Here is a 13,371-nt window from a genome sequence, read left to right on the forward strand (position 1 = left end):
GTGGCAAAGATCGAACAGGACGAACGTCCTGTTTGTACAGGAAACCGGGGGAACCCATGCTGAACGGATTAGAGGCGGCCTTTTTCTACCTCTTCGCCTTTGTCGCGGTGGCGTCGGCGTTCATGGTCATTTCGGCGCGCAATCCCGTGCATTCGGTGCTGTTCCTGATCCTGACCTTCTTCAATGCCGCCGGCCTGTTCATGCTGACCGGCGCCGAGTTCCTGGCGATGATCCTGCTCGTTGTCTATGTCGGCGCGGTCATGGTGCTGTTCCTGTTCGTCGTCATGATGCTCGACGTCGATTTCGCCGAAATGAAGGAAGGCGCCCTGCAATATGCGCCGATCGGCGCGCTGGTCGGGCTGATCCTGGCGGCTGAGCTGATCGTCGTGCTCGGCGGCTACACGTTCGCGCCGCAACTGGCGGCGACGGTCGCAAAACCCATTCCGGACCTTGCCGCGCGCTCGAACACGGCAGCGCTCGGCGACATCCTCTACACCGACTACCTCTACTATTTCCAGATTGCCGGCCTTGTGCTGCTGGTCGCCATGATCGGCGCCATCGTGCTGACGCTGCGCCACAAGCCGGGCATCAAACGGCAGTCGATCGCCGCACAGGTCGGCCGCACGCCGGCAACGGGGATGGAAATCCGCAAGGTCAAGACGGGCGAAGGAATCTGAGATGGTCGTCGGCATCGCACATTATCTGACCGTATCGGCGATCCTGTTCACGCTCGGCGTGTTCGGCATTTTTCTCAACCGCAGGAACATCATCGTCATCCTGATGTCGATCGAGCTGATCCTGCTCGCGGTCAACATCAATTTCGTCGCCTTCTCGGCAGCACTCGGCGATCTCGTCGGACAGGTGTTCGCGCTGTTCGTGCTGACGGTCGCAGCGGCTGAAGCGGCGATCGGCCTCGCCATTCTCGTCGTCTTCTTCCGCAACCGCGGCTCGATCGCGGTCGAAGACGTGAACATGATGAAGGGTTGACGGAAACCACCATGTATCAGGCCATCGTCTTCCTTCCTCTGCTCGGCTTCCTGATCGTCGGCCTGTTCGGCACGTCGCTCGGCGCCAAGGCGTCCGAATACATCACCTCCGGCTTCCTGGTGATATCAGCCGTGCTGTCGTGGGTCGCCTTCTTCGCCGTCGGCTTCGGCGAGGGCGAGGTGTTCACTGTGCCGGTGCTGCGCTGGATCCAGTCGGGCGGGCTGGAGGCGGCATGGGCACTGCGCATCGACACGCTGACGGTGGTGATGCTGGTCGTCGTCAACACGGTGTCGGCGCTGGTCCACATCTACTCCATCGGCTACATGCATCACGACCCGAACCGGCCGCGCTTCTTCGCCTATCTGTCGCTGTTCACCTTCGCCATGCTGATGCTGGTGACGGCTGACAACCTCGTGCAGATGTTCTTCGGCTGGGAAGGCGTCGGCCTCGCCTCCTATCTGCTGATCGGCTTCTGGTACAAGAAACCGTCGGCCAATGCCGCCGCGATCAAGGCCTTCGTCGTCAACCGCGTCGGCGATTTCGGTTTCGCGCTCGGCATCTTCGGCGTGTTCGTGCTGTTCGGCTCGGTCAATCTCGGCACCATCTTCGCCAATGCGGCGACGTTCATTCCGGCCGAAGGCGCGCCGGAGGGCGCTGCCGTGCTGACCTTCCTCGGCTATGCGCTCGACAAGCAGGCTGCGATGACCGTCGTCTGCCTCTTGCTGTTCATGGGCGCCATGGGCAAGTCGGCCCAGGTGCCGCTGCACACCTGGCTGCCCGACGCCATGGAAGGCCCGACGCCGGTCTCGGCGCTCATCCATGCCGCCACCATGGTGACGGCCGGCGTGTTCATGCTGGCGCGGCTGTCGCCGCTGTTCGAACTGTCGCATTCGGCGCTGATCGTGGTCACCTTCATCGGCGCCTTCACCGCCTTCTTCGCGGCGACCGTCGGCCTCGTCCAGAACGACATCAAGCGCGTCATCGCCTATTCGACCTGCTCGCAGCTCGGCTACATGTTCGTGGCGCTCGGCGTCGGCGCCTATGGCGCGGCGATCTTCCATCTGTTCACGCATGCCTTCTTCAAGGCGCTGCTGTTCCTCGGCTCGGGCTCGGTGATCCACGCCGTCTCCGATGAACAGGACATGCGCAGGATGGGCGGCCTCAGAACGCTCATTCCGAAGACCTACTGGATGATGGTGATCGGCACTCTGGCGCTGACCGGCGTCGGCATTCCGGTGACGGTCATCGGCACCGCCGGCTTCTTCTCCAAGGACGCGATCATCGAAAGCGCCTTTGCCGCGCACAATCCGGTCGCCGGCCTTGCCTTCGTGCTGCTGGTCGTCGCTGCCTGCTTCACCAGCTTCTATTCCTGGCGCTTGATCTTCATGACCTTCCACGGCCAGCCGCGGGCGAGCCACGAGGTCATGCACCATGTCCATGAATCGCCGCCGGTCATGCTGGTGCCGCTGTACATCCTGGCGGCGGGCGCGCTGTTCGCCGGCGTGATCTTCCATGGCGCCTTCATCGGCGAGGGCTATGCCGAGTTCTGGAAGGCGTCGCTGTTCACGCTGCCGGAGAACCACATCCTGCACGACATCCACGAAGTGCCGTTTTGGGTGAAGCTGTCGCCGTTCGTCGCCATGCTGATCGGCTTTGCGATTGCCTGGCAATTCTACATCCGCGCGCCGGAGATGCCGAAAAACCTGGCGGCGCAGCATCGCGGGCTCTACGCCTTCCTGCTCAACAAGTGGTATTTCGACGAGCTCTTCGATTTCCTGTTCGTGCGGCCGGCAAAACGCCTCGGCCACTTCCTGTGGAAGACCGGCGACGGCACCGTGATCGACGGACTTGGTCCTGACGGGGTTTCGGCGCGCGTCGTCGACGTCACCAACCGGGTCGTCAAACTGCAGACCGGCTACCTCTATCACTATGCCTTCGCCATGCTGATCGGCGTTGCCGCATTCGTCACCTGGATGATGCTCTGATGACCGCCTGGCCGATCCTCTCGCTGGTCACCTTCCTGCCGCTGGTTGGTGTGCTGTTCATTCTGCTGATCAACGACGACAGCGAGAATGCCCGCCGCAACATCCGCGCCATAGCGTTGTGGACGACTGGTATCACCTTCATCATCTCGCTGTTCATCTGGACCGGCTTCGACAATGCGGAGCCCGGCTTCCAGTTCGTCGAGAAGTTTGCCTGGCTGGATTCCGGCATCTCCTACCATATGGGCGTCGACGGCATCTCCATGCTGTTCGTCATCCTGACCACCTTCCTGATGCCGCTCTGCATCCTGGCTTCGTGGGAATCGATCGAGAAGCGCGTCAAGGCCTACATGATCGCCTTCCTGCTGCTGGAGACGCTGATGATCGGCGTGTTCTGCGCGCTCGACATCGTCTTGTTCTACGTCTTCTTCGAAGCCGGCCTGATCCCGATGTTCATCATCATCGGCGTGTGGGGCGGCAAGCGGCGCGTCTACGCCTCGTTCAAGTTCTTTCTCTACACGCTGGCCGGCTCGGTGCTGATGCTGCTCGCCATCATGGCGATGTTCTTCCAGTCCGGCACCACCGACATCCCGACGCTGCTGACGCACGACTTCCCGGCCTCCATGCAGACCTGGCTATGGCTCGCCTTCTTCGCCTCCTTCGCCGTGAAGATGCCGATGTGGCCGGTGCACACCTGGCTGCCGGACGCGCATGTCGAGGCGCCGACGGCCGGTTCGGTGATCCTGGCCGCCATCCTGCTGAAGATGGGCGGATATGGCTTCCTGCGCTTCTCCCTGCCGATGTTTCCGATCGCCTCGGAGATGTTTGCGCCGCTGGTCTTCGCGCTGTCCGTCGTCGCCATCATCTACACCTCGCTGGTGGCGCTGATGCAGGAGGACATGAAGAAGCTGATCGCCTATTCGTCGGTCGCCCATATGGGCTTCGTCACCATGGGCATCTTCGCGATGAACCAGGAAGGCGTCCAGGGGGCGATCTTCCAGATGCTGTCGCACGGCCTGGTCTCCGGCGCGCTGTTCCTGTGCGTCGGCGTCATCTACGACCGCATGCACACGCGCGACATCGACGCCTATGGCGGGCTGGTCAACAACATGCCGAAATACGCCACCGTGTTCATGATCTTCACCATGGCCAATGTCGGCCTGCCCGGCACCAGCGGCTTCGTCGGCGAGTTCCTGACCATGCTCGGCGTGTTCCGGGTCAACACCTGGGTGGCGTTCTTCGCCGCCACCGGCGTCATCCTGTCGGCGGCCTATGCGCTGTGGCTGTATCGCCGGGTGATCTTCGGCGCGCTGACCAAGGACAGCCTGAAAGGCCTGCTCGACCTGTCGACGCGCGAGAAGGTGATCATCTACCCGCTGGCCGTGCTGGTCATCTTCTTCGGCGTCTACCCGGCGCCGGTCTTCGACGCGACCGCCGCATCGGTCAAGGCGCTCGTCACCAATGTCACCGCATCCATCGACACCGCGCAGACCGCGGCGGCGAACTGACCCGAGAGGTTTGCGAACCATGACGCCGGACCTTCTCTCCAGCCTGTCGCTATCGACGCCAGAGCTGATCCTCGCCGTCGGCGCCCTGGCGCTGCTGATGCTCGGCGCCTATTCGCGCGCCAACACCACCACCACGGTCAGCGGCCTTGCCGTCGCCGTCCTGGTGGTTGCCGGCCTCTGGACGATCCTTTCCACCGGGCAGGGCAATGCTTACGGCGAAGCCTTCGTCCAGGATCCCTTCGCCCGCTTCATGAAGGTGCTGGCGCTGATCGGGTCGGCGGTGACGCTGGTCATGTCGATGCGCTTCGCCAAGGCGGAGCATTTCGACAAGTTCGAGTATCCGGTGCTGATCCTGCTGTGCACGCTCGGCATGATGCTGATGATCTCGGCCAACGGCATGATCGGGCTTTATCTCGGCCTCGAACTGCAGTCGCTGGCGATCTACGTGCTGGCGGCGATCAACCGGGACAATCTGCGCTCGACCGAGGCGGGGTTGAAATATTTTGTTCTCGGCGCGCTGTCGTCGGGCATGCTGCTCTACGGCATCAGCCTCGTCTACGGCTACACCGGCAACACCGGCTTCCAGGAGATCGCCGCAGCACTTGGCGGCGGCGAGCGGCAGCTTGGCCTGGTCTTCGGCCTGGTCTTCGTGCTGGCCGGCCTTGCCTTCAAGATATCGGCGGTGCCGTTCCACATGTGGACGCCCGACGTCTATGAAGGCGCGCCTACGCCGGTGACGGCCTTCCTCGCTGCGGCGCCGAAGATGGCGGCGATGGCGCTGATCGTGCGCGTCACCATGGACGCCTTCCAACCGATCGCCGCCGACTGGCAGCAGATCATCGTCTTCATCTCGATCGCCTCGATGCTGCTCGGCGCCTTTGCGGCTATCGGCCAGACCAACATCAAGCGGCTGATGGCCTATTCCTCGATCGGCCATATGGGCTACGCCCTGGTCGGCCTCGCCGCCAACAGCCAGGCCGGCGTGCGCGGCGTCGCCATCTACATGCTGATCTATCTGGTGATGACGCTCGGCACCTTCGCCTTCATCCTCGCCATGCGGCGCAAGGAAGGCAATGTCGAACAGATCAGCGATCTCGCCGGGCTGTCGTCGACCAATCCGATCATGGCGACGATCCTGACCATCCTGATGTTCTCGCTGGCCGGCATTCCGCCGCTCGCCGGCTTCTGGGGGAAGTGGTACGTGTTCCTTGCCGCCATTAACGCCAACCTCTACGCGCTGGCGATCATCGGCGTGCTGGCCTCGGTGGTGGGCGCCTATTATTATCTGCGGATCATCAAGATCATGTGGTTCGACGAACCGGTCGGCGGCTTCGTGCCGATGGCGACCGAGCTTCGCATCGTGCTTGGCGTCTGCGGCGCCTTCGTGCTGTTCTACGTGCTGATCGGCGGGCCGATCGGCACCTATGCCGAAGCCGCCGCCAAGACATTCTTCTGACGGGATGGCATTTCGGCTGGCTCCAACAGCGGCCTCGGAAGGGTTCCGGCTCGAGGCACATGACACCGTCGGTTCGACCAATGCGCTGGCGCTCGACCGTGCGCGGGCGGGAGATCCGGGCAAGCTCTGGGTCGTTTCGAAAAAACAGGAAAGCGGGCGTGGCCGGCGCGGCCGGGTCTGGGCGACGCCCGAGGGCAATCTGGCGGCGACGCTGCTGGTGGTCACCAATGCCGAGCTTCGCCTGGCCGCGACGCTCGGCTTCGTCGCCGGGCTGGCGCTGGCCGATGCGCTCGACGCCGTCGTGCCGAAGGGCAGGATCGCAATCGGCCTCGACGGCGGCAGCGATGGAAAAAACCGTTTCGAGCTGAAATGGCCGAACGATGTGCTTGCCTCCGGCGCCAAGCTTGCCGGCATCCTGCTGGAATCGGCGATACTCGAAGGCGATCGCTTTGCGGTGGCGGTCGGCATCGGTGTCAATGTTGTGGCATACCCCAAGGATTTGCCTTATCCCGCGACATCGCTTAGCGCGCTGGGCGCTGCTTGCGATGCCGAGACATTGTTTCTGGCGCTGTCGGATGCCTGGAGCGAGAATGCGCGGCTGTGGAACGATGGGCGCGGGCTGGCCGCCGTCAGGCGGCGCTGGCTGGCGCGTGCGGCAGGGCTTGGCGGGCAGGTTGCTGTCAGAATTGACGGTAATGTGGTGCGCGGCACGTTCGAAACCATTGACGAGGACTGCCGTTTCGTGATCCGCGACGATGAGGGTTCGGTTCTGACGATCGCCGCCGGCGACGTGCATTTCGGTGCGGTCGCGTCGGCCCAGGTTTGACAGGCCCCCCAGGTTTGGCAGGCCAAGGTTTTGATAGGCCAAGTTTTTTACGGGCTCAGGTTTGACTGGCCCCAGAGTTTGACGGGCTTGGGTTGACCGGCCAGGAAAGGAATGATCATGGCGACAGCGGAAAACGCCGAACTCGTCTTCGTGCCGCTTGGCGGCGTCGGCGAGATCGGCATGAACTTCGCCCTCTATGGCTACGGGCCGGCCAATGCGCGCGACTGGATCGTCGTCGATGTCGGCGTGACCTTTCCCGATGCCAGCCTGCCTGGCGTCGACCTGGTGCTGCCTGACACGCGCTTCATCGAGGAGAACATCGCCAATCTGCGTGGCATCGTCATCACGCACGCGCATGAGGACCACTACGGCGCGCTGCTCGACACATGGCCGAAGCTCAAGGCGCCGGTCTGGATGACGCCGTTCGGCGCTGGATTGCTGGAAGCCAAGCGGCAGGGCGAGCAGGGCGCACCAAAGATCCCGGTGACGATCTACCGCGCCGGTGAAAAGTTCAGCGTCGGCCCGTTCGAGATCGAGGCCATCCCGGTCGCGCATTCGATCCCCGAGCCGATGTCGCTGGCGATCACCTCGCCGGCCGGCACCGTCATCCACACCGGTGATTGGAAGATCGATCCGGCGCCGACGATCGGTCCGCTGACCGACGAGGCGCGCTTTCGCGCCTATGGCGACAAGGGCGTGCTGGCGTTGATCTGCGATTCCACCAATGCGCTGCGGGAAGGGGTGTCGCCGTCGGAAGTCGCGGTTGGCGAGGGCCTCAAGGGCGTCATCCAGAGCGCCAAGGGCCGCGTTGCGGTCACCACCTTTTCCTCCAATGTCGGACGCATCGTCTCCATTGCCAAGGCGGCACGCGATGCCGGCCGGCAGTGCCTGGTGCTCGGCCGCTCGCTGAAGCGGGTCATCGATGTTGCCGGCGAACTCGGCTACATGGATGGGCTGCCCGAATTCATCGCCGAGGAGGACTTTGGCTTCATCCCGCGCGAAAACCTCGTCATCATCTGCACCGGCAGCCAGGGCGAGCCGCTTGCGGCGCTGGCGAAACTGTCGCGCGAGGAGATGAAATCGGTGTCGCTGACGGCAGGCGATACGGTGGTGTTTTCCTCACGTACCATTCCCGGCAACGAGAAGGGTATCCTCGAGATCAAGAACCGGCTGATCGACCTCGGCATCAAGATCATCGAGGACGGCGATGCGCTGGTGCATGTCTCGGGCCATCCGCGCCGCAGCGAGCTGCGCAAGATGTATGAATGGGTGCGGCCGCAGATCGGTGTTCCCGTGCATGGCGAGGCGGCGCATCTGGTGGCGCAGGGATCGCTGATGTCGGTGTCCGGCATCGGCCAGGTGGCGCAGGTGCGCAACGGTGACATGCTGCGGCTCTATCCCGGTGCTGCGACGATCATCGACCAGGTGCCGTTCGGCCGCGTCTACAAGGACGGCAGGCTGATCGGCACCGACCAGGCGATGGGTATTCGCGACCGGCGCAAGCTGTCTTTCGCCGGCCATGTCGCGGTCAATGTCGTGCTCGACGACAAATATGAGCTCGCCGGCGATCCCGATCTGGTCGCCATCGGCGTCGCCGAGGCCGATGGCCGCGGCGAGAGCCTGGAGGACCTGATGATCGATGCGGCAATCGGCGCCGTGGACTCCATCCCCCGCCAGCGCCGAAGAGATCTCGACCTCGTGCAGGAGGCAGTGCGTCGCGCCGTCCGTGGCGCCGCCAATGAAGCCTGGGGCAAGAAGCCGCTGGTGACGGTGTTCGTCACAAGGTGACGAACAAGGGAGTAGGGCAGTAGGGGAGTAGGGAAAGACAGGCGAAGAAGTGCAAACGATCTCCTCCCTATTCCCCTACTCCCCTACTGCCCTACTCCCCTAACTTTTGGAGTTCCTATGCTTGGACGCCTGAACCATGTCGCGCTTGCCGTGCCGGATCTGGCTGCGGCGACAGCGGCCTATCGCGACACGCTCGGCGCTCGGGTGACGGCGCCGCAGGCGTTGCCGGAGCATGGCGTGACGGTGGTGTTCGTCGATGTCGGCAATACCAAGATCGAATTGCTGGAGCCGCTTGGTGAGGTTTCGCCGATCGCGGCATTCCTCGAGAAGAACCCCTCGGGCGGCATGCATCATCTGTGCTATGAGGTCGACGACATTCTTGCCGCGCGAGATCACCTCAAGGCCAGCGGCGCCCGCGTCCTGGGAGACGGCAACCCGAAGACCGGCGCGCACGGCAAGCCGGTGCTTTTCCTGCATCCCAAGGATTTCTTCGGCACGCTGGTCGAACTGGAGCAAGCATGAGCTGGGTTTCATTTCTCGCCCTGTTCTTCATCACATGGTGGGTGGTGCTGTTCGCCATCCTGCCGTTCAGCCTGAGGACGCAGGACGAGGATGAGGACGTGACGCTGGGCACGGTATCCAGCGCGCCGCGCGGACCGCATATGCTGCGCGCGGTGCTGCGGACGACGATCGTCACGCTGGTTCTGCTTGGCATCTTTTATGGCATGACGCGGGGGCTCGGCCTCGGCATCGACGACATCCCGCACATCGTGCCGGATTTCAGCCGGAGTCCCGAAAACTAGACCGCCGGGTACGGCTGGCCACATCTTGCATGCGAGCACCAATCCGGGCTGGAAGCCGATGCAGGTTCCGAACCGGCTGTGCTGGGGACCAGGTAAAGTGGTTTAGCAATTTGTTGTGCTAACCAAATGATTGCACAAAAAAAATGCAAGGCACGAGGCCTTGCAATTTAAACGCGTCCGATCTGTTTCCGGTATCCGGCGGCAGCGAGTAACCGCGCCTAGATCGCATCCTCCCAAGACTTTGACCGCGTAGGAGAGCAGATTTCTTTCCGCCCTCTCGTTTATCGGCGCACATTAGACCAAGCCGGGTGAAAATGTCACGCAGAATTTTGCCCGGAAATAAGCAATCTCGTGCTGCACTGCACAATAGTATGGCAGGCGTTGCTTGCGAAACGACCAGCAAGGCGAACGCGGCACTGCGGCGCCTTTGCGACGCCCCATCGGGCGCCCAGTTGGCTGCCAGTTGGCTTGGGGGGCGGGTTTCCATTCCGTCATGAAATGGCTATGAAGCCGGGGCAAGCAAGCCTGCGCTGCGCCGATTCCGGTGCGGCAATCCTCTCTCTCACGGACCGGTCCATGCGTTTGTCGCGCTATTTCCTGCCTATCCTTAAAGAAAATCCGCGCGAGGCCGAAATCGTCTCGCACCGGCTGATGCTGCGCGCCGGCATGATCCGCCAGCAGGGGCAAGGCAGTTTTTCCTGGCTGCCGCTCGGCAAGAGGGTGCTGGACAAGGTCTGCCGGATTGTTCGCGAGGAGCAGGACCGGGCCGGCGCGCTCGAGATCCTGATGCCGACCATCCAGTCGGCCGAGCTGTGGCGCGAAAGCGGCCGCTATGACGACTATGGCAAGGAGATGCTGCGCATCAAGGATCGGCAGGATCGGGACATGCTCTATGGACCGACCAACGAGGAGGTGGTCACCGAGATTTTCCGCGCCTATGTGAAGTCCTACAAGGATCTGCCGCTCAATCTCTATCACATCCAGTGGAAATTCCGCGACGAGGTGCGGCCGCGCTTCGGCGTCATGCGCAGCAGAGAGTTCCTGATGAAGGACGCCTATTCCTTCGATCTCGACTTCGAAAGCGCCAGGGCGGCCTATAACAGGATGTTCGTGTCCTATCTCAGGACGTTCACGCGCATGGGGCTGCAGGCAATCCCGATGCGTGCCGACACCGGGCCGATCGGCGGCCACCTCAGCCACGAATTCATCATCCTGGCCGACACCGGCGAGAGCCAGGTCTATTGCCATCGCGACTATCTCGCACTTGACGTGCCGGAGGCGGACACGGACTTCTCCAACGATGCCGAGATCGGCGACATCGTCAAGAAATGGACGACGCCCTACGCGGCGACCGACGAGATGCACGACGAGGCGGCGTGGGAGAAGGTCGCGACAAGCGACCGGGTCTCGGCGCGCGGCATCGAGGTCGGCCACATCTTCCATTTCGGCGACAAATATTCGAAGCCGATGGGCGCCAAGGTGACCGGGCCCGACGGCAAGGATCATTTTGCTTCCGGAGGTTCCTACGGCATCGGCCCGACGCGGCTGGTGGCGGCGATCATCGAGGCCAGCCACGACGACAACGGCATCATCTGGCCGGAGGCGGTGGCGCCTTTCGACATCGGCCTGATCAATATGAAAGCCGGCGACGCCGACTGCGACCGCATCTGCGATGAACTCTATGCAGCGTTTGTCGCCGTCGGCAAGGACGTGCTCTACGACGACACCGATCAGCGGCCGGGCGGCAAGTTCGCCACAGCCGACCTGATCGGGCTGCCGTGGCAGGTGATCGTCGGGCCGCGCGGCGTGGCCGCCGGCGAGGTCGAGATCAAGAACCGCAGGAACGGCGAGCGTGAGACGCTGCCGATCGAAGACGTGAAGAAACGCTTCGGTTTTGCCGGATGAGTGGAGCGGCAGCAGCTAAACCCATGGCCGCCGGACCTTTTTCCGTGTTTGAACGCATGGTCGCGTGGCGCTATCTGCGCTCGCGCCGCAAGGAGACGGTGATCTCCGTCATTGCCTCGATCTCGTTCCTCGGCATCATGCTGGGCGTCGCCACGCTGATCGTCGTGATGGCTGTCATGAACGGCTTTCGCGCCGAGCTTCTGACGCGCATCCTCGGCGTCAACGGCCATCTGATCGTGCAGCCGCTCGACATGCCGCTGGAGGACTATGCGCAGATCGCCGGCCGCATCAACGGCGTGCCCGGCGTCCAATACGCCATTCCGCTGATCGACGGCCAGGTGCTGGCGCAAGGCAATGTCGGCGGCGGGTCGGGGGCGCTGGTGCGCGGCATACGCGGCGAGGACCTGGGCAAGATTTCAATCGTCGCCAACAATATCAAGCAGGGCTCGATCGCCGGCTTCGACACAGGCGAGGGCGTCGCCATCGGCAGCCGCATGGCCGACAATCTCGGTCTTGTGCTCGGCGACACCATCACGCTTATCGCCCCCGACGGCGATGTCACGCCGCTCGGCACGACACCGCGCATGAAGGGTTACCCGATCACGGCGATCTTCGAGGTCGGCATGTCGGAATATGACAGCTCCATCGTCTACATGCCGTTTTCGGAAGCGCAGCTCTATTTCAACATGGATGGCCGGGCCCAGGCGATCGAGATCTATGTCGACAATCCCGACAATGTCGACGCGCTGAAGCCGAAGGTCGAGGAGGCGTCGCAGCGGCCGATCACCATGGTCGACTGGCGAGAACGCAACCGGACATTCTTCGATGCGCTGCAAGTGGAGCGAAACGTCATGTTCATGATCCTGACGCTGATCGTGCTGGTCGCGGCGCTCAACATCATTTCGGGGCTGATCATGCTGGTCAAGGACAAGGGCCACGATATCGCCATCCTGCGCACCATGGGCGCCACGCGCGGCGCGATCCTGCGCATCTTCCTGATGACGGGGGCGGCGATCGGCGTGGTGGGCACCCTTGCCGGCGTCCTGCTCGGCGTCGTTATCTGCCTGAACGTCGAGCGCATTCGCCAGTTCTTCTCCTGGCTGGCCGGCGAAAGGCTGTTCAATCCCGAGCTCTACTTCCTGAGCCAGTTGCCTGCCCGCATGGACGCCAGCGAGACGATCTCGGTGGTGCTGATGGCGCTGGTGCTGTCGTTCCTGGCGACGCTGTTTCCGGCATGGCGCGCGGCCAGGCTCGATCCGGTCGAAGCGCTGAGGTACGAATGATGGCCGAGGCCATTATCGAGCTGAAGAGCGTCGAGCGGCACTATGTCCAGGGGCCGCGCAAGCTGACCATCCTCAACGGCGCCGATTTTTCGCTGAAGCGCGGTGAGATCGTGGCGCTGGTGGCGCCTTCGGGCACCGGCAAATCGACGCTGTTGCATACCGCCGGACTGCTGGAGCGGCCGGACGCCGGTGATGTCATTCTGGCCGGCCGCGCCTGCGGGCGGCTTTCCGACGACGAGCGCACGGCGATCCGCCGTAACGATGTCGGCTTCGTCTACCAGTTCCATCACCTGCTGCCCGAGTTCACGGCGCTGGAAAACATCATGATGCCGCAACTGATAAAAGGGCTGACGCGCAAGGAGGCTGCCGAGCGGTCGGCGCAACTGCTCGACTACATGCAGATCGGCAAACGCGCGCAGCACCGGCCGTCCGAACTGTCCGGCGGCGAGCAACAGCGCGTCGCCATCGCGCGCGCCGTCGCCAATGCGCCGCTGGTGCTGCTGGCCGACGAGCCGACCGGCAACCTCGACCCGGTCACCGCCTCCTATGTCTTCGAGGCACTGGCGGCGCTGGTCCGGCAGTCGGGCCTGGCGGCGCTGATCGCCACCCACAATCACGAGCTTGCCTCGCGCATGGACCGTCGCGTCACGCTCGCCGACGGCAAGGTCGTTCCGCTTTAGCTGTATCGATATTCAGGTGAGGCCGGCCTACGAACGGCGGTTTCTTGCGCTTCCGGTGCTCACGTACTTAAAGTACGCTCCGCTCCGGTTCTCGGAAACCACCATTCTCGGCGCGGCCTGACCTGAATCTCGACACACCTAACGGGCTGATCA

Annotated in this window: 12 protein-coding genes; all 12 read left to right on the plus strand. The window is 63.1% G+C overall.

The window, feature by feature from the left end; genetic code table 11:
• Positions 1 to 56: 56 nt before the first annotated feature.
• A complete protein-coding gene (locus BLT09_RS15335; protein ID WP_091594336.1) occupies positions 57 to 677 on the plus strand; it encodes an NADH-quinone oxidoreductase subunit J in 621 nt (206 codons plus the stop codon).
• Position 678: 1 nt separating this feature from the next.
• A complete protein-coding gene (gene nuoK, locus BLT09_RS15340) occupies positions 679 to 987 on the plus strand; it encodes an NADH-quinone oxidoreductase subunit NuoK (RefSeq protein WP_023798863.1) in 309 nt (102 codons plus the stop codon).
• 11 nt (positions 988 to 998) lie between these two features.
• Complete coding sequence (gene nuoL, locus BLT09_RS15345; protein ID WP_091594513.1) at positions 999 to 2,972, plus strand: NADH-quinone oxidoreductase subunit L; 1,974 nt, start codon at positions 999 to 1,001, stop codon at positions 2,970 to 2,972.
• Positions 2,972 to 4,477 (plus strand): NADH-quinone oxidoreductase subunit M, encoded by a 1,506-nt coding sequence (locus tag BLT09_RS15350; RefSeq protein ID WP_091594338.1) that lies wholly within the window; start codon positions 2,972 to 2,974, stop codon positions 4,475 to 4,477. Before nuoL ends, BLT09_RS15350 begins: the two co-directional genes overlap by 1 nt.
• 19 nt (positions 4,478 to 4,496) lie before the next feature.
• Positions 4,497 to 5,933 carry an NADH-quinone oxidoreductase subunit NuoN gene (gene nuoN / locus BLT09_RS15355; RefSeq protein WP_091594340.1) on the plus strand — a complete coding sequence of 479 codons (1,437 nt, stop codon included), beginning with the start codon at positions 4,497 to 4,499 and terminating at the stop codon, positions 5,931 to 5,933.
• A gap of 4 nt (positions 5,934 to 5,937) precedes the next feature.
• A complete protein-coding gene (locus tag BLT09_RS15360; protein WP_091594342.1) occupies positions 5,938 to 6,759 on the plus strand; it encodes a biotin--[acetyl-CoA-carboxylase] ligase in 822 nt (273 codons plus the stop codon).
• 117 nt (positions 6,760 to 6,876) lie between these two features.
• Complete coding sequence (locus BLT09_RS15365) at positions 6,877 to 8,547, plus strand: ribonuclease J (protein ID WP_091594515.1); 1,671 nt, start codon at positions 6,877 to 6,879, stop codon at positions 8,545 to 8,547.
• 117 nt (positions 8,548 to 8,664) lie between these two features.
• Positions 8,665 to 9,069 carry a methylmalonyl-CoA epimerase gene (gene mce / locus BLT09_RS15370; RefSeq protein ID WP_091594344.1) on the plus strand — a complete coding sequence of 135 codons (405 nt, stop codon included), beginning with the start codon at positions 8,665 to 8,667 and terminating at the stop codon, positions 9,067 to 9,069.
• A complete protein-coding gene (locus BLT09_RS15375) occupies positions 9,066 to 9,350 on the plus strand; it encodes a DUF1467 family protein (RefSeq protein WP_023798870.1) in 285 nt (94 codons plus the stop codon). Before mce ends, BLT09_RS15375 begins: the two co-directional genes overlap by 4 nt.
• A 576-nt stretch (positions 9,351 to 9,926) precedes the next feature.
• Complete coding sequence (proS, locus tag BLT09_RS15380; RefSeq protein ID WP_091594518.1) at positions 9,927 to 11,255, plus strand: proline--tRNA ligase; 1,329 nt, start codon at positions 9,927 to 9,929, stop codon at positions 11,253 to 11,255.
• Positions 11,252 to 12,538, plus strand: coding sequence for a lipoprotein-releasing ABC transporter permease subunit (locus BLT09_RS15385; RefSeq protein WP_091594346.1), 1,287 nt, complete (start codon positions 11,252 to 11,254; stop codon positions 12,536 to 12,538). Before proS ends, BLT09_RS15385 begins: the two co-directional genes overlap by 4 nt.
• Positions 12,535 to 13,218 (plus strand): ABC transporter ATP-binding protein, encoded by a 684-nt coding sequence (locus BLT09_RS15390; RefSeq protein ID WP_206072800.1) that lies wholly within the window; start codon positions 12,535 to 12,537, stop codon positions 13,216 to 13,218. The genes BLT09_RS15385 and BLT09_RS15390 overlap by 4 nt, the downstream gene beginning before the upstream one ends.
• Positions 13,219 to 13,371: the final 153 nt, after the last annotated feature.

The organism is Mesorhizobium muleiense, assembly GCF_900099905.1.
Lineage (GTDB): Bacteria > Pseudomonadota > Alphaproteobacteria > Rhizobiales > Rhizobiaceae > Mesorhizobium > Mesorhizobium muleiense.

Excerpts from the sequence above, each read along its gene's own strand:
- BLT09_RS15335 (WP_091594336.1), top strand. The coding sequence starts at position 57 with ATGCTGAACGGATTAGAGGCGGCCTTTTTCTACCTCTTCGCCTTTGTC.
- nuoK (WP_023798863.1), top strand. The coding sequence starts at position 679 with ATGGTCGTCGGCATCGCACATTATCTGACCGTATCGGCGATCCTGTTC.
- nuoL (WP_091594513.1), top strand. The coding sequence starts at position 999 with ATGTATCAGGCCATCGTCTTCCTTCCTCTGCTCGGCTTCCTGATCGTC.
- BLT09_RS15350 (WP_091594338.1), top strand. The coding sequence starts at position 2,972 with ATGACCGCCTGGCCGATCCTCTCGCTGGTCACCTTCCTGCCGCTGGTT.
- nuoN (WP_091594340.1), top strand. The coding sequence starts at position 4,497 with ATGACGCCGGACCTTCTCTCCAGCCTGTCGCTATCGACGCCAGAGCTG.
- BLT09_RS15360 (WP_091594342.1), top strand. The coding sequence starts at position 5,938 with ATGGCATTTCGGCTGGCTCCAACAGCGGCCTCGGAAGGGTTCCGGCTC.
- BLT09_RS15365 (WP_091594515.1), top strand. The coding sequence starts at position 6,877 with ATGGCGACAGCGGAAAACGCCGAACTCGTCTTCGTGCCGCTTGGCGGC.
- mce (WP_091594344.1), top strand. The coding sequence starts at position 8,665 with ATGCTTGGACGCCTGAACCATGTCGCGCTTGCCGTGCCGGATCTGGCT.
- BLT09_RS15375 (WP_023798870.1), top strand. The coding sequence starts at position 9,066 with ATGAGCTGGGTTTCATTTCTCGCCCTGTTCTTCATCACATGGTGGGTG.
- proS (WP_091594518.1), top strand. The coding sequence starts at position 9,927 with ATGCGTTTGTCGCGCTATTTCCTGCCTATCCTTAAAGAAAATCCGCGC.
- BLT09_RS15385 (WP_091594346.1), top strand. The coding sequence starts at position 11,252 with ATGAGTGGAGCGGCAGCAGCTAAACCCATGGCCGCCGGACCTTTTTCC.
- BLT09_RS15390 (WP_206072800.1), top strand. The coding sequence starts at position 12,535 with ATGATGGCCGAGGCCATTATCGAGCTGAAGAGCGTCGAGCGGCACTAT.